Source organism: Streptomyces sp. DSM 40750 (genome assembly GCF_024612035.1).
Taxonomy (GTDB): Bacteria; Actinomycetota; Actinomycetes; order Streptomycetales; family Streptomycetaceae; genus Streptomyces.
Genome location: NZ_CP102513.1, coordinates 188,908 through 205,130 on the forward strand (window position 1 = coordinate 188,908; position 16,223 = coordinate 205,130).

General features: G+C 70.7%; 9 protein-coding genes and 6 pseudogenes. 7 read left to right on the forward strand and 8 right to left on the reverse strand.

Going from position 1 to position 16,223, the window contains the following annotated elements; all coding sequences use genetic code 11:
* Window positions 1-72 precede the first annotated feature (72 nt).
* Window positions 73-1,011: pseudogene (locus JIX55_RS00920) on the forward strand (PEP-utilizing enzyme); the annotation flags it as partial.
* 50 nt (window positions 1,012-1,061) lie between these two features.
* Here the strand turns inward: JIX55_RS00920 and JIX55_RS00925 are convergent.
* From JIX55_RS00925 to JIX55_RS00935, 3 genes and pseudogenes are all read right to left on the reverse strand, one after another.
* Window positions 1,062-1,763: pseudogene (locus tag JIX55_RS00925) on the reverse strand (HAD-IC family P-type ATPase); the annotation flags it as partial.
* A gap of 186 nt (window positions 1,764-1,949) precedes the next feature.
* On the reverse strand, window positions 1,950-2,150 hold the full coding sequence (locus JIX55_RS00930) for a hypothetical protein (RefSeq protein WP_257561294.1): 201 nt from the start codon (window positions 2,148-2,150) through the stop codon (window positions 1,950-1,952).
* Window positions 2,151-2,152: 2 nt separating this feature from the next.
* Entirely contained in the window at window positions 2,153-3,034 is an 882-nt protein-coding gene (locus JIX55_RS00935) for a universal stress protein (RefSeq protein ID WP_257561295.1), read from the reverse strand.
* Window positions 3,035-3,624: 590 nt separating this feature from the next.
* Here JIX55_RS00935 and JIX55_RS00940 point away from each other — a divergent pair.
* Window positions 3,625-3,780: pseudogene (locus JIX55_RS00940) on the forward strand (cation:proton antiporter); the annotation flags it as partial.
* Between the two features lie 213 nt (window positions 3,781-3,993).
* Here the strand turns inward: JIX55_RS00940 and JIX55_RS00945 are convergent.
* On the reverse strand, window positions 3,994-4,881 hold the full coding sequence (locus JIX55_RS00945) for a universal stress protein (protein WP_257561296.1): 888 nt from the start codon (window positions 4,879-4,881) through the stop codon (window positions 3,994-3,996).
* Window positions 4,882-5,906: 1,025 nt separating this feature from the next.
* Between JIX55_RS00945 and JIX55_RS00950 the strand changes: the two genes are divergently transcribed.
* On the forward strand, window positions 5,907-6,632 hold the full coding sequence (locus tag JIX55_RS00950; RefSeq protein WP_257569175.1) for a CBS domain-containing protein: 726 nt from the start codon (window positions 5,907-5,909) through the stop codon (window positions 6,630-6,632).
* Window positions 6,633-6,898: 266 nt separating this feature from the next.
* Here the strand turns inward: JIX55_RS00950 and JIX55_RS00955 are convergent.
* Window positions 6,899-7,165, reverse strand: a pseudogene (locus JIX55_RS00955) (PTS sugar transporter subunit IIA); the annotation flags it as partial.
* A gap of 45 nt (window positions 7,166-7,210) precedes the next feature.
* Window positions 7,211-7,519 (reverse strand): annotated as a pseudogene (locus JIX55_RS00960) (NAD(P)-binding domain-containing protein); the annotation flags it as partial.
* 351 nt (window positions 7,520-7,870) lie between these two features.
* Here JIX55_RS00960 and adhE point away from each other — a divergent pair.
* The 4 genes and pseudogenes from adhE to JIX55_RS00980 all read left to right on the forward strand — a co-directional run bounded on the left by adhE (window position 7,871) and on the right by JIX55_RS00980 (window position 12,806).
* Window positions 7,871-10,531 carry a bifunctional acetaldehyde-CoA/alcohol dehydrogenase gene (gene adhE / locus JIX55_RS00965; protein ID WP_257561297.1) on the forward strand — a complete coding sequence of 887 codons (2,661 nt, stop codon included), beginning with the start codon at window positions 7,871-7,873 and terminating at the stop codon, window positions 10,529-10,531.
* A 158-nt stretch (window positions 10,532-10,689) separates the two neighbouring features.
* Entirely contained in the window at window positions 10,690-11,391 is a 702-nt protein-coding gene (locus JIX55_RS00970) for a hypothetical protein (protein ID WP_257561298.1), read from the forward strand.
* A 373-nt stretch (window positions 11,392-11,764) separates the two neighbouring features.
* A pseudogene (locus JIX55_RS00975) lies at window positions 11,765-12,319 on the forward strand (DUF4389 domain-containing protein); the annotation flags it as partial.
* Between the two features lie 106 nt (window positions 12,320-12,425).
* Window positions 12,426-12,806, forward strand: a complete 381-nt coding sequence (locus JIX55_RS00980; RefSeq protein WP_257569160.1) for a hypothetical protein — start codon at window positions 12,426-12,428, stop codon at window positions 12,804-12,806.
* Between the two features lie 184 nt (window positions 12,807-12,990).
* On the opposite strand, the gene pflA is transcribed toward JIX55_RS00980, so the two are convergent.
* Window positions 12,991-13,716: a pyruvate formate-lyase-activating protein gene (pflA, locus tag JIX55_RS00985; protein WP_257569176.1), complete on the reverse strand. Its 726-nt coding sequence runs from the start codon at window positions 13,714-13,716 to the stop codon at window positions 12,991-12,993.
* Between the two features lie 17 nt (window positions 13,717-13,733).
* Complete coding sequence (gene pflB / locus JIX55_RS00990) at window positions 13,734-15,995, reverse strand: formate C-acetyltransferase (RefSeq protein ID WP_257561299.1); 2,262 nt, start codon at window positions 15,993-15,995, stop codon at window positions 13,734-13,736.
* Between the last annotated feature and the right edge of the window lie 228 nt (window positions 15,996-16,223).

Sequence of the window (16,223 nt, forward strand, 5' to 3'; positions counted from 1 at the left end):
GCCGCCACTGGCTGCGATGTGAGAGGACGACGTGCGGCAGTGCACCGCCGCACCTATGCGGAGACAGGCAAGATGGAGACAACGTTTCGAGGCATCGGCGTCAGCCACGGTGTGGCGATCGGCACGGTACGGCACATGGGGACCGCGGTCCTTCAGCCGCCCGACCGGCGGATCCCGGCCGAGGCCGTCCGGAGTGAACAGGGCCGCGCCCGGCGGGCAGTGGACACTGTCGCCGCGGATCTCACAGCGCGCGGTGACCTGGCCGGCGGTGAGGCACAAGCGGTCCTCGAAGCCCAGGCACTGATGGCCCAGGACCCCGAACTCATAGCCGACGTCGACCGACGTATCGCCGGGGGCAGCTGCGCCGAGCGCGCGGTCTTCGACGCCTTCGCCGCGTACCGGGCGCTGCTGGCCCAGGCCGGCGAGTACCTGGCGGGCCGGGTCGCGGACCTGGACGACGTACGCGACCGCATCATCGCCCGACTGCTGGGGGTGCCCATGCCCGGGCTGCCGGACAGCAGAGAACCCTACGTGCTGCTCGCCCGCGAGCTGGCCCCGGCCGACACCGCGCTGCTCGACCCGGACCTGGTCCTGGGCTTCGTGACCGAACAGGGCGGGCCGACGAGCCACAGCGCCATCCTCGCCCGCGCCCTCGGCGTACCGGCCGTCGTGGCGCTGCCCGGCGCCACCGGGGTGGCCGAAGGCACCGTCGTCGCGGTCGACGGCAGTACCGGCGAAGTGGTCCTGGAACCGGATGCCCGCACGCGGGCAGAGATACAGCGTCGGGCCGCCGCCCACGAGGCGGCCCTGGCCTCCGCCTCCGGTCCCGGGGCCACTACGGACGGACACCGGTGCCGCTATCGGCGAACATAGGCAGCCCCGCGGACGTACCGGCCGCCCTCGCGGCGGGCGCCCGAAGGCGTCGGCCTCTTCCGCACCGAGTTCCTCTTCCTCGACGACAGCAAGCAGGCGCCGTCCCACGACCCTCGGCAGGGTCTCCTGCGGACGGTGCCGGCGGTGTCGTAGCCCTCGCCGGTCACCTCGTAGGCGCGCCCGGCGGCCCACAGAGCGCGGGTGGTCATCTCGTTCAGGGTCGGGGTGCCTGTCTTGTCGCTGCACATCACGGTCGCGGAGCCGAGTGCCTCGACGGAGGCCAGGCGTTCGACGATGGCGCCGCGGCGGGCCATGCGGTGGACGCCCAGGGCCAGGGTGAGCGCGAGAACGGCGGGCAGTCCCTCGGGGATCGCGGCGACGGCCAGGGCCACCGCGCGCAGCGCGAGGTCGGCGAGTTCCTCGCCGCGCAGGAGGGACACGAGCGCGTAGGCGGCCACGGCGATGCCGCTGACCAGGGCCAGTCGTCGGCCCAGGCTGTCCATCTGGACCTGGAGCGGGCTGGGTGGTTCCGCGCCGGTGCGCAGCGCTTCGGCAATCGCGTCGACCTCGGTGCGCATGCCGGTGGCCGTGAGGACCATCTCGGCGCGGCCGCAGGTCAGCGCGGTGTTCATGAAGAGCATGCAGGTGCGTTAGGCAACGGGTACGTCGTCGCCGTCGGCCGTGGTGGGTGCGGTCGTCCTGGCGACGGGCTGGGACGCGCCGGTCAGCGCGGCCTCGGCGGCCTCGACCGACTCGGCGACCACCAGGCGCCCGTCGGCCGAGACGCGGTCTCCGGCTTCCAGAAGGGCGACGTCGCCAGGCACCAGGGCGCCGGCCGGGATCACCTTCACCTGCCCGTCGCGGCGCACGCGGGCGGTGGGGACCAGCATCTGGCGCAGCGCCTCCGGACTGCGCTCGGCCCGGCGTTCCTGCAGGTATCCGAATAGTGGCGTTGATGAGCAGGACGACGGTGATGACGAGGGCGTCCGTGACCTCGCCGATGATCCCGGCGACGACGGCGGCGGCAAGCAGGATGCCGTCAGCCAGCTGCGGAACTGGTCCAGCAGGCGCAGCCACTACGGCCGGCGGGCCGGTTCGGCCAGTTCGTCGGCGCCCCAGGCGGCGGTCCGCTGCTCGGCGTCCGCCGTGGTCAGGCCCGTGGCCGGGGCCACGTCGAGCAGGTCCGCCGCTTCGGCGGCGCCGCGTCGGTAGGCGTCCGGCTGCGGGGGCGTCTGTACCGGCGGAGTGTGGTTTCCGGCCGTGGTCTGCTGAGGCACGGTCATTCCTTGCCGCGCACGACGGTGACGGGGCAGTGGGCGTGATGCAGCAGGGCCTGGCTGACCGAGCCGAGCAGCAGGCCGGCGAAGCCGCCCCGGCCCCGGGCACCGACCACCACCAGTTGGGCGCCGCGACTGGCGTCGATCAGGGCCGGGCGGATCCGGGAACGCACCAGGCGCCGCTCCACCTCGACCTGGGGATGGACCTTCTGCCAGGAGGCCACCGTCTCGTCCAGCAGGTGCTGCTCGGCCTCGAGGAGACGGTCGGCGTCCGCCACCACGGCGGTCAGGGGGTCGCCGGGGCCTTCGTAGGCGCGCTCGCTCCACGTGTTCCACACGTGTACGGCCACCAGCGGCACCTTGCGCAGGGCGGCCTCGGCGAACGCGAACTCCACCGCCGCCTCGCCGGCTTCGGAGCCGTCCACAGCCAGTACCACTGGGCCGGCCGGATCGGGGCGGCCCCGCACCACCATCAGAGGGCAGCGACCGTGGGCGGCAAGATGCACCGCCGTCGAGCCCAGCAGTAGCCCGGCGAAGCTGCCCAGGCCCCGGCTGCCGACCACCGCCAGCGACGCCGACCGCGACTCGATCTCCAGCACCTCAAGCGCCTCCCCGGCCACCACCGACCGCATGATCTCGATGTCCGGCGCGATCGCGTGCGCCCGTTCCTCGGCGCGGGCCAGTGCCCCCCGCACCATCGGCTCCAAGCCGTGGTCGGCAGGGTTCCACGGTGGTGCGCCGGTCGGCAGGTGTCCGGGCCCATGACCGAAGGCGTGCACGATCCGCAGTCCCGCCCCGCGCAGGTGCGCCTCACGGGCCGCGGCCTCGACCGCGCCGATGCTGGAGGCGGAACCGTCCACGCCTACGATCACTGGATCACTCACTGGATACTCCCGTCCCGGGCCATCGCCGACGCGCGGCCCTTCGGCTTCAAGCCTCGGTGCGGCCACCCTGGTACGCCCAGGGGCCACCAGGCCGTCCCGAGGGGCCACTCGGCCCTGTCGGGTACCCCACGGGTGCTCAGCACACTGATCACCGGCCGCGCGGGATCGAACACCTGCGGTACGAGGGCTTGAGTATCCCGCGACGCCTGCCGAAGACCTGTGCACGGCGGCCGGGACCACGGGCCCGCGCGGGAAATCCGGATGCGTGACGACGGGGAGATCCACATGGACGTCAACGAGGTGCTGCTGCCCGGAGTGGGCTGCGGTACGAGTTCGTCAACCACGAGGGCGACCGGATCGGGTCGTCGCCCAGCGCTCGGGCGACTTCGAACTGGTGGTGTACCCCTGCGACGACCCTGACGAGGCCCACTCGGTCCTCCGGCTCACCAGCCAGGAGGCCGACACCCTCGCCGAGATCCTCGGCGCCTTGCGCATCGCCGAGCGGTTCGCCGACCTGACCCGCGAGGTGCCCGGCCGCCGCCGACCGGGCCCGGGCGGTGCTCAGCCCGTTGCGCGACCTGTTCGCCGCGGTGTTCTTCCTCGCCCTCGGCCTGTCCGTCGATCCGGGTGACCTGCTGCCGATGCTGCCCGCCGCCGTGGCGCTGGCCGTGGTCACGGCCGCCACCGAGCTGGCCTCCGGCTGGTACGCCGCCGGACGCGAGGGCGCGGGCCACCGCGGCCGGCTGCGGGCCGGAACCGCGCTCATCGCCCGCGGCGAGTTCTCCGTCGTCATCATCGGCCTGGCCGCTCCCGGGCAGGGCCGCCTTGCTGCGCTGGTCACCACCTACGTGAGGCTTCTCGCCGTCTGCGGCCCCGTCCGCACCCGCTTCGCGCCCACCTGTCCGGCCCTCCGCCCTTCCGCACAGCGGAACACGCGGCGAGCCTCGTACCGGACGGGATCAGCGCTGCGTACCCGCTCCCCGCACCACCGCGACCGGACAGTGAGCGTGGTGCAGCAGGGCCTGGCTGACCGAGCCGAGCAGCAGCCCGGCGAACCCGCCACGCCCCCGGGCCCCGACCACCACCAGCTGGGCGGACTGGCTCGCTTCCATCAACGCCTCCCGCGTCCCGCCATGGACCACCCTGTGCTCCACCACCACACCCGGGTAACGCTCCTGGCGGCCGGCGAGCGCCTCGGACAGCAGGCGCTCCTCCTCCCCGGCCAGGGCGCCGGGCGGGTTCGCGTACGGCGTCGACGCGTCCTGCGGTGCGGGCAGCGACGCGTTCCACGTGGTCCAGGCGTGCAGTGCCACCAGCGGCGCCTTCCGCAGCTCGGCCTCGGCGAAGGCGAAGTCCATCGCATGCCCGCCCGCAGCCGATCCGTCGACGCCCAGCACGATCGGGCCCTCCGCACTCGGCTGCTCACGCACGACCAGCACCGGACACCGGCCGTGTGCCGCCAGGTGCACCGCGGTCGACCCGACCAACAGCCCGACGAACCCGCCCATGCCGCGGGACCCGACCACGACCAGCTCGGCCGCACGCGACTGCGCCTCCAGGACCGTCAGCGGCTCACCGGTCACCACGGCATGGCTGACATCGACCTCCGGTGCCGCGGCTCGCGCACGCTCGACCGCCTCGGCCACCAGACGGTCTGCCATGTGCCGGATCCCGCCCTCGGGCGGGCCCAGCGGTGACGGGCCCAGAGGCACGTGCATCGCGGGCCAGAAGAACGCGTGCACCACCCGCAACCCCACCCCGCGCAACCGCGCCTCCCGAGCCGCCGCCTCCACCGCGGCGAGACTCGACGCCGACCCGTCCACACCGACTACCACCACACCGCTCATCGTGCCTCCCGCATCCAGACGCCATAGCTCTCACCCTCCAGACTCACCCCGCCACTCCCCTTTCACATGGGGCCTGGGGGCGCCACTGCCAGGGCCGACCGGCACTCCCCTGCGGCGGCGACGTGCCCAGGTGACGGCCGGTCCTGTACCGGTTGTCCGGCGCGCCGACCACCGGACGTCGTGGGTCGGGCCTTACCCCCTCCGCTCTGGCGAAGGGCCGTACAGACGCGGAGGAGCAGCCGGGAGCTGCGCACCGCGCCATCAGGATCCGCGACGAGCGAGTGGGCCCTCCTCCCCGACAGCTTCACGACCGTCCGCCTCACCGCACCGGCGGACCGCCCGCCACACGGCGGACGGTCCCGGCAATGATCCACTGGGCGATGGCCAAAAAATGAGCCGAGAACTCACCGGAGAATCCACACCAACCTGACGAAACCAAACGGATATCCCGCCCTCGACTTCGTGCACGTTTGGTCAGATGCCGTCTGGCCGCGTCTACGGCACTCGGCGCCGCAAAGCGCGGAACAGCCCGGGCTCAGTCTGGCGGGGCCGGCGGCCGTCACGGAGTTCAACCCGTGGTCGTTCCGCATCGCCGCCGCGCCCTCAGCCGGTGCCGGCGCCGTGGCAGAGGTGAGCGCAACTGTCGAGCCCACCTGATGTTTGCGCTTCCCCCCAGCCCGGCCACCCCGGCCAGGTGGTCGGCCGTTCCGGCCTTCGCCGTGGCGGTCTCGGCACCGACCAGGTCCAGGCGACAGGAGGGCAGTTCGGCCCGGGAGCTCAGGACCAGTTGGCCCTGCCCCGTCAAGCCGGTGCGCGGGAGGCTGAAAGGGCATCGAGGGGCCGGCTACCCGGGACCGTCCAACGGGACAGCGGCGACCGGACCGGCCGCCCTCACCCGCGAGTTCCGGCCCTCGATGCCCACCGCAGGAGCACATGGCCCAGCGGGGATACGGGACGGTGTGCGCGGGTCGCACGCAAGGGAAACCGGTCGCGCTCCGCTTGCACCGGTGGAGGAGGGAATGGCCGTGAAGACCTGCAAGGTCGGCGAAGTGATGACTCCCGAGGTCGTCGAAGTCCGCCAGGAGACACCGTTCAAGGAGGTGGCACAGTTGCTGGCCCGGCACCGGATCAGCGGCCTGCCGGTGGTGGACGCCGATGACAAGGTCCTCGGCGTGATCTCCGAGACCGACCTGGTCCGACGGCAGGCGGCGCAGGCCCGACGCGACCAGGAAGGCCGCTTCCGGCTGCCGGCGCTGCGCCGGAAGGCACGTGTCGCCGCTGCCAAGGCCCGTGCCATGACCGCCGGGCAGCTGATGTCGACCCCCGCGATCACCGTGCACCCGGAGCAACGCGTCGCGGACGCCGCACGGGTGATGGAGCGTCACCACATCGAACGGCTGCCCGTGGTGGACGAGGAGGACCGCCTGATCGGCATCGCCACTCGCCGTGACCTGCTGCGGGTCTTCCTTCGCACCGACGAGGAGATCCGTCAGGAGATCATCGACCAAGTCCTGACCAGCGCCATGTGCCTGCCGCCCCACACCGTCATCGTCTCGGTCCACGACGGGACGGCCACGCTGGAGGGACGCCTGCAACGCCGCAGCGACATCCCGGTGGCCGTCCAGCTGACCTGGCGGGTGGACGGCGTGGTGGGGGTGATGAACAGTCTCACCTTCCGCGTCGACGACACCCGCCCGCCCGAGAAACACCCCTCGCGTCGGATCGCCCACCACTGGCTCCCCGAGCGGTAGTCCTGTGGCGCCCGCTTCAGCGACGCACCGCTGGTACGGCAGCCACGACCGCTCGCGCGTCCCCATCACCCGGCGCCGCCCGCACCACCGCCACCTCCCTGAACCTCAGCCCAACCATCCGGCACAGCCCCATCCGCAAGGAGCAGAGCGCGTGACCGACTCAGCTGTCCCCCTCATCAATCCCCAACTGATCGACCTCGACCTGACGGCGGAGAACAAGGGCGCAGCCGTCCGCGCACTCGCCGAGCGCCTGGCCGGCCAGGGCCGGGTCAGGCGTCTGGCCAGTGCGGAGAGGATGCTCAGGTGGGCGTCGTCGGCGCCGTCCGGCGCGGCGATCATGAAGATCAGGTCGGCCGGGCCGTCCGGCGCGCCGAAGTCCACGCCCCGCGGGCTGCGCGCGAAGGCCAGGCTCGGCTGGGTGACGTGGGCGGAGCGGGCGTGCGGGATGCCGATCCCGCCCTCGAGGCCGGTGGGCATCTGATCCTCCGGGCGGCGATGTCGGCGAGGAAGCCGTCGAGGTGACCGACCGACCCGGCCTCGTCCCCGGCTTCGGGGGAGAAGTCCAGGGGGTTCGCGATGTCGATGACCAGTTCGCCGGCCAGGTTCGCGGCACCGGCGGACTGCAGGGCCTTCAGACTGCTGACGCCCGCGGTGGTGTTCACCACCGCCTCACCGTGGGTCGCGGCGTCGGCGAAGGTCGCCAGACGGACCTGCGGGTGCTCGGCCTGCCACTGCGAGTACGGCGGATTGCCATAGGCGTCCGGCTCGGTGCGGGCGAGGGCGGCCTGCGGGTCTCGGGTGCCGATGACGGCCTCATGGCCGAGCGAGTCGAGTGTGCCGGCGATCGTCCGGCCGACGACGCCGGTGCCGAGAACTGCGTAACGCATGGGTGCGGGTCCTTTCCGGCGGTACAGACATCTCGCTGTGATCCACACGGCGCCAGGACCAAGCGAACATCCATACCCCCCCCACCCTCACCCCGGGACGACCACAGCGCTCACAGGCGCTGGTGAACCCCGCCCGGTACGCGATCCGGTACTTCTCGTCGTCAGGTGGCCGACCGGCCCCGGCGATACGGGTCTCTCGGGCCCCGGCCGGGACCTTTGACGCCTGGGTAGCGGCTCGCGTCTGCGAGACGGTGGCAGTGGAAGCGGTGCCGCTCCCCCGCGGTGCCGCTCCCCACACGGCACGCCGCCGGTCTTCCGGCCCACGACCTCGACGATGGAGGCGCAACCCCCATGACCCGACAGGACGCCCGAACCCGAGCCGCTGCCCCGGGCGGCGAGCCGTCCGAGACCGCGATCGCCGTCGACCGGCTGGTCACGAACGGGCTCAAGGCGCTCGCCGACTACGAGGACCACGACCAGGAGCAGGTCGACCACATCGTCAAGAAGGCGTCGGTCGCCGCCCTGGACCAGCACACCGCCCTGGCCCGCCTGGCGGTGGAGGAGACCGGTCGCGGCCTGTTCGAGGACAAGGCCGCCAAGAACATGTTCGCGTGCGAGCACGTCACCCACAGCATGGGCCGTATGAAGACCGTCGGCGTCATCGCCCGCGACGACATCGAGGACATGGTCGAGATCGCCGAACCGGTGGGGGTGGTGTGCGCGATCACGCCGGTCACCAACCCGACCTCCACCACGATCTTCAAGGCACTGATGGCGCTGAAGACCCGCAACCCGGTCGTCTTCGCCTTCCACCCCTCGGCCCAGCGCTGCAGCGCCGAGGCCGCTCGCATCGTGCGCGACGCGGCCGTCGCCGCGGGCGCGCCGGAGCACTGCATCCAGTGGATCGAGACACCGTCGGTAGAAGCGACTGGCACGCTCATGCGCCACCCGGGCGTCTCGCTGATCCTCGCCACCGGCGGCAACGCCATGGTCAAGGCCGCCTACTCCGCGGGCAAGCCCGCCCTGGGCGTCGGCGCCGGCAACGTCCCCGCCTACGTCCACAAGAGCGCCAAGCTGCGCCGCGCCGTCAACGACCTCGTGCTGTCGAAGTCGTTCGACAACGGAATGATCTGCGCCTCCGAACAGGCCGTCATCCTGGACGACGAGATCTACGACGCAGCCCTGGCCGAGTTCCGCACCCTGCACGCCCACCTGGCGACCGCCGAGGAGAAGGCGAAGCTGGAGACGTTCCTGTTCCCCACCGGTCGGACGGGCGCGGGCTGCGAGCCCAAGGTCAACGCCGCGGCCGTGGGACAGAGCCCGGCGTGGATCGCCGAACAGGCCGGCTTCACCGTGCCCGAGGGCACCTCCGTCATCCTGGTCGAGGCCGAACGCGTCGGCCCGGACGAGCCGCTGACCCGCGAGAAGCTCTGCCCGGTCCTCGCCGTCCTGCGGGCCGGCTCCGAGCAGCAGGGCTTCGACCTGGCCGCCGACATGGTCGCCTTCCACGGCCAGGGCCACAGCGCCGTCGTCCACACCGAGGACCACGCGCTGGCGGAGGCGTACGGCAAGCGCATCAACACCGTGCGGATCATCGTCAACGCACCCTCCTCGCAGGGCGCCATCGGCGGCGTCTACAACAGCCTCCTGCCGTCCCTCACCCTGGGCTGCGGCTCCTGGGGCAGCACGTCGGTGTCCAACAACGTCTCCGCCCCCCAGCTCCTGAACGTCAAGCGGATCGGCACGCGCCGCAACAACATGCAGTGGTTCAAGGTCCCACCGAAGATCTATTTCGAACCGCAGGCCATCGGCTACCTCGCCTCCATGCCGGACGTCCACCGCGTCACCATCGTCACCGACGCGACCATGACCCGCCTCGGCTTCGTCGACCGCATCGACCGCGTCCTCAAGCGCCGTCCGGGGCCCGTGACACTGCAGATCATCGACAACGTCGAACCGGAACCCAGCATCGACTCCGTGCAGCGCGGTGCCCGCCTCATGCGGGACTTCCGCCCGGACACGATCATCGCGCTCGGCGGCGGCTCGCCCATGGACGCGGCGAAGGTGATGTGGCTGCTCTACGAGCACCCGGACATCGACTTCGCCGACATGCGGCACAAGTTCTCCGACATCCGCAAGCGCGCCTTCCGCTTTCCGACACTGGGCAGCCTGGCCCGCCTGGTGTGCGTGCCCACCACCTCCGGCACCGGCGCCGAGGTCACGCCGTTCGCCGTCATCTCCGACCCGGCCACGGGCAAGAAGTACCCGCTGGCCGACTACGCGCTCACCCCGAGCGTGGCCATCATCGACCCCCTCCTCACCACCGCCCTGCCCCCGGCGCTGGCCGCCGACAGCGGCTTCGACGCCCTCACCCACGCCATCGAGGCGTACGTGTCCGTCTACGCCAGCGACTTCACCGACGGGCTGGCGCTGCACGCGATCCGGCTGATCTTCGACCACCTCGAAGCGGCGGTGAACGACCGCGGGGGCTCCGCGGAGGCCCGGGAGAAGATGCACAACGCAGGCACCATCGCGGGCATGGCCTTCGGCAACGCCTTCCTCGGCATCGTCCACGCCATGTCCCACACGCTCGGCGCCACCTTCCACATCGCGCACGGCCGCACCAACGCGGTTCTGCTGCCGCACGTCATCCGCTACAACGGCACCGTCCCGACCAAGCTCACCGGCTGGCCCAAGTACGAGAGCTACCGGGCTCCCGAGCGCTACCAGGACATCGCCCGCGCCCTCGGCCTCCCCGCCGCCACCCCGCAGGCCGGGGTGGAGTCGCTCGCCCGGGCCGTTGAGCGCCTGCGCGACGCCGTGGGCATCGAGCCGTCGTTCCAGGCCCTCAGCGTCGACGAGCGCGCCTTCCTCGACGCGCTGCCCCAGCAGGCACTCAACGCCTACGAGGACCAGTGCGCGCCCGCCAACCCGCGGATGCCCATGCTCGACGACATGCAGGAGATCATGCGAGGGGCTTACTACGGTCCCGCCGGCATAGCCGGGGAGTAGGCCCCATCGCGGGTGGAATTGAGCGCGCCCGCGCCTCACAGCCGGCCACAGGGCCTCGGACCAGCGTCAACCCGTCCGGGGCCTTTCGGCGACCCACACAGGGCTGATCGGCCCATACGAGGATCCCTCTCGGCCCGTACCGTCAGAAATGGACCCCAGTGAAGGCTCCTGAACGGAGGCTGGTCATGAAAACTGCCTCGGACCTTCGCGTACACGCGGAGCGAACCGGTGCCTTCGTGGACCTGTATTGGCTGCCCCTGGGCGTCGGCGAGGTGCGATTGGTGCGCTGGAACGGCCGCCTCTATGAGTCGATCGTCGCGCATCGCGAACACCGTGAAGCGCTCGACCTGTACCACTCGGCCTTGCAGGTCCAACTCGGCGGCGACCGCTACGTGATCGAGATGGCCCCGGTGCGGCACACCATGGAACCCGATCGCGGCGTGGTCACCGAGGGCCCTGTGGGGCTGCCGTGGCTAGGTCGGTCGCGACTCTTCCGCTACGAGGTCCGGCGATGGCGCAACGGGATCATCCCGGACCTCGCCGAGGCGGTCGCCGGTCCCCGGCGCCTGAGCACGGATGCCGAGCGGGCGCAGCGGGTGCTGGATCTCGTCCCGGACTTCCCGACGGTTACCTGGGGACGCGACGAACTGCGCGTCGGCGACATGTGGAACTCCAACTCGCTGATCTCCTGGCTGCTCGCTCTCAGCGGTCATCCCGTGGACACGATCGATCTGCCTCCTCATGGGCGCGCGCCCGGGTGGAACGCCGGGATCGTCATCGCGGCGAGGCAAGGCACAACGACGACAACACGCACTCAGGCACGAGCACCGAGCATCAAAGCGTGTGCCATCGGAGGTTGAGGATCGCAATCGCTGGTCAGGGTGGCCGAAGCCCACCACAGGCGGACGGGCGAGGCGGGGCCTTGCCCTGCTGAGTAGCTGCTCACGGTTGCCGGAGCATCGCGATGGCGTTTACATGGACACGATCGAGAAGGTCGCGAAGGCTGCTGCGTTCGGCTGGCGAGAGGTCCGCGAGGAGTTGCTGTTCGGTCTGTCGGTGGAGCGGCAGAGAGCGGCCAGCGCTGTCGTGCTTACCCCTTACATACCGGTAAGAGGCGTAGCCGGGACTATCGGCCTCCGGGACGACCCCGGCAGGCCCTCCTCGCGGGGCCTGGCCGGTGGCCACGCTGGTCATGGGCCCGGTCAGGCGGCCGGGCCGAAGGAGTTGATCACCATGACAACCCTTGCCGGAGCAACGGACCGTCCGGTCCAGGTGAACGCGGTGCTCGACACGCCGCTGTCCCGGTGGCTGTGGCTGGTGAAGTGGATCCTGCTCGTCCCTCACTACGTGGTGCTGGTCTTCCTCTGGATCGCCTTCACCGTGGTGAGCGTGATCGCGTTCTTCGCCATCCTGTTCACCGAGCGCTATCCGCGGTCCCTGTTCGACTTCAATCTCGGAGTTATGCGCTGGAGCTGGCGGGTCGCCTACTACTCGTACGGCGCTCTGGGCACAGATCGCTATCCGCCATTCAGCCTGGGCGAGGAACCCGACTACCCGGCGCGGCTGGACATCGTCTATCCCGTACGGCTCTCCCGCGGCCTGGTGCTGGTGAAGTGGTGGCTGCTGGCCATCCCGCACTACATCGTCATCGGCTTCTTCCTGGGCGGCTGGCACATGGGCTGGTGGGACGGCGGGCTCGTCGCCGTGCTGGCGGTGATCGCTGCCGTGACACTGCTCTTCACCGAGAAGTACCCGAAGGGTCTGTTCGACCTGATCCTCGGCCTCAACCGGTGGGTGCTGCGGGTCGCCGCCTATGCCGCGCTGATGACCGACACGTATCCGCCGTTCCGGCTCGACATGGGGGCACGGAACCGAGCGAACCGGAGGTGCTGTCGTGACCGCCTCTCTGGTCGCAGCGTTCCTGATCCTGCACGGGCTGCTGCACCCCGGCGTCTGGACGGCGCCCCAGCGGCCCGCCAAGCCGGCCCCGTTCGACCCCGGACACTCGTGGGCGCTGGCCGCCGCCCACGTCTCGCCCGCCCCTGCCCGAGCCACAGCCCTGGCGATCGCCTGGTACACAGCCATCGTCTATGCGATCGCCGGCGCCGGGGCGCTCGCGAGCAGCGGCTGGTGGCCCACAGCGGCCCTCGTCGCCGCCGTGAGCGGGCTCGTCCTCAAGGCGGTGTGGTTCGACCGGTGGCTCAGCGTCGGCGTACTGCTCGACGTGGGCGTCATCGTGGCCGTGGTGTGCACTTGGCCCGCCTCCGTCCACTGAGGACGAGCAGGCCCTTCGATTCGCCCCGTGACGGCTCGTATGGCCAACGGCCCCCAGCCCTGCCTCGCCCGAAGCGTCCTGGGCAAGGCTCTCAGCGCGGCAGCAGCTCAGAACCCCGGCCGGATCACCCCGGCCGGGGTTCTTCGGGCTTGTGCAGCTCGCTCACCCGCGACGGGCCACTCGTTCAAAGGGCCCGCAGCCCATGCTCCCGGAACTGCTCGCGCACCCGCTCCGTCAGGCCCGGATCCGGCGTGGGTGTGTCGCGCAGCGGGAAGGGGAGCCCCAGCACGTCGTACTTGTGGGCGCCGAGCCTGTGGAACGGCAGGACGTCCACCCGGTCGACGTTGCTCAGCCCGGCGAGGAACGCACCGAGCCCATCGACGGCCACCGGATCGTCGGTCCAGCCGGGCACCAGGACATAGCGGATCCACACAGGGACGCCGAGCCGGTCCAAGCGGGTGGCGAAGTTGAGGGTCGGGGAGAGGCCCCCTCCGGTCAACTTCCGGTACGTGCGGACGTCGAAGGACTTGATGTCCAGCAGAACCAGGTCGGTGTCGGCGAGAAGCTCGTCGGTCGCGCGGGCGCCGAGGAAGCCGGAGGTGTCGAGCGCGGTGTGCAGACCGAGCTCCTTGCAACGGCGGAAGATGTCGGCCGTGAACGCGGGCTGCAGCAGCGCCTCGCCGCCGGTGAGCGTCACTCCCCCGCCCGCGGTGGTGATGAAGGGCCGGTACTTCTCGATCTCGGCCATCACCTTGTCCACGGTGGTCTGTTTCCCGTCGCGCATGTGCCAGGTGTCCGGGTTGGCGCAGTACAGGCAGCGCAGCGGGCAACCGCTGACGAACAGCACGAACCGGGTCCCGGGACCGTCCACTCCCGTGGACAGGTCCCAGGAGTGGACCCGGCCCGTCATCGGCTCGACCGTGGTGCTCACAACGATCCGTGGAAGGTGCGACTGATCACGTCGAGCTGCTGCTCGCGCGTCAGGCGGACGAAGTTGACGGCGTACCCGGAGACCCGGACCGTCAACTCCGGGTACTTCTCCGGGTGTTCCATCGCGTCCTCCAGCGTCGCCCGGTCCAGAACGTTCACGTTCATGTGGAAACCGCCGGAGGCCATGTACCCGTCCAGGATTCCGACCAGATGGCCGGCGCGCTCGGCCGGGTCGTGCCCCAGGCCCTCGGGGGTGATCGTGGTCGTCAGCGAGATGCCGTCCCGGGCCTCCGCGTACGGCAGCTTCGCCACCGACAGCGCGGAGGCGGCCACCCCGTGCCGGTCCCGCCCGTTCATCGGGTTGGCGCCGGGCGCGAAGGGCTCTCCGGCACGGCGGCCGTCAGGGGTGTTGCCCGTGTGCTTGCCGTACACCACATTCGAGGTGATGGTCAGCACCGACTGTGTGTGCTCGGCGTTCCGGTAGGTGGGATGGCGGCGGACCTTGGACATGAAGGACTTCACGAGGCCGACCGCGATGGAGTCGACACGGTCGTCGTTGTTGCCGTACGCCGGGAAGTCACCCTCGATCTCGTAGTCGACGGCCAGGCCGGTGTCGTCCCGGATCACCTTCACCCGGGCGTACCTGACGGCGGAGAGGCTGTCGGCGGCCACCGACAGCCCGGCGATCCCGCAGGCCATGTAGCGGTACACCGGGTGGTTGTGCAACGCCATCTCGATGCGCTCGTACGCGTACTTGTCGTGCATGTAGTGGATGACATTGAGCGTGTTGACGTACGTCTGCGCCAACCAGTCCAGCATGCGGTCGTACGCGGCCGAAAGCTCCTCGTACTCCAGGTAATCGCTGGTCAGAGCGGCGACCTCGGGCGCGACCTGTTCGCCGGTCATCTCATCCCGCCCGCCGTTGATCGCGTACAACAGCGCCTTGGCCAGGTTGACGCGGGCGCCGAAGAACTGCATCTGCCGACCCACCGTCATCGCGGAGACGCAGCAGGCGATCGCGGTGTCGTCGCCGGTGCGCGGACGCATCAGGTCGTCGGACTCGTACTGCACGGCGCTGGTGTCGATGGACACCTGGGCGCAGAACTCCTTGAACCCGGACGGCAGCCCGGGCGACCACAACACGGTCAGGTTGGGCTCCGGGGCCGGGCCGAGGTTGTAGAGCGTCTGCAGGAAGCGGAAAGACGTGCGGGTGACCAGCGTGCGCCCGTCGCCGCCGATACCGCCGATGGACTCCGTCACCCAGGTCGGGTCGCCGGAGAACAGCGCGTCGTACTCCGGCGTGCGCAGGAACCGCACGATCCGCAGCTTGATCACGAAATCGTCGACCAGTTCCTGGGCCCGCGACTCGTCGAGGGTCCCCTCGTCGAGATCCCGCTGCACGTAGACGTCCAGGAACGTGGAGGTGCGGCCCAGCGACATCGCGGCGCCGTTCTGCTCCTTCACCGCCGCCAGGAAGCCGAAGTAGAGCCACTGCACCGCCTCGTGGGCAGTGGCGGCGGGGCGGGAGACGTCGCAGCCGTACGAGGCCGCCATCTCCGTCAGTTCACCCAACGCCCGTATCTGCTCGGCCAGTTCCTCACGGTCACGGATGACATCCGGACTCGAGGCCGACGCGTCCAGCAGCGCACGCTCAGCCCGCTTGGACTCGATGAGCCGGTCGGTGCCGTACAGCGCGACGCGCCGGTAGTCGCCGATGATCCGGCCACGGCCGTAGGCGTCCGGCAGACCGGTGATGATCCCGGCCTTGCGGGCAGCCCGCATCTCGGGGGTGTAGGCGTCGAAGACACCGTCGTTGTGGGTCTTGCGGTAGGTCCCGAAGACGCGTGTGACGAAGGGGTCGGCCTTGTAGCCGTACGCCTTCAGACTGTTCTCGACCATCCGCAGCCCACCGTTGGGCATGATCGCCCGCCTCAGCGGGGCATCGGTCTGCAGGCCGACGATCAGTTCGCGGTCGCGGTCGATGAAACCCGGCCGGTGCGAGGTGATGGTGGACGGGGTCCCCGGGTCGACGTCGAAGATTCCCTTTCGCCGCTCATCGGGAAAGTGAGCGGCGACCTTGCGCCAGACAGTGAGGGTGCGCTCGGTCGGACCGACCAGGAACGCCGAGTCACCTTCGTAGGGCGTGTAGTTGGCCTGGATGAAGTCGCGTACGTCGATGTGGTCCCGCCAGCGCAAGCCGGCGAAGCCTCGCCATGCCTCGGTCGCCGTCCGGGCTCCAGCTGTCACTGTTGCCGTCATCGCCGGTCTCTCCCTCGCTCCGCGCGTGAACTTCTGTGCTTTCGATGCTCGTCGCTCGCGATGCCTGCGGGGAGGGCCTGTCGGCGTACCCGGGGCGCGCCATCGGTCCCTCGCCTGCCGGGCCGTTGGGCCCGGTCAGGCCGAGCCCGGCATAGCCTGGCCGCCGGCGCACGAACGACCGGGGCACCCCCGCCGACGAATGGAGGTGCCCCGGTCTGACCCGCATGC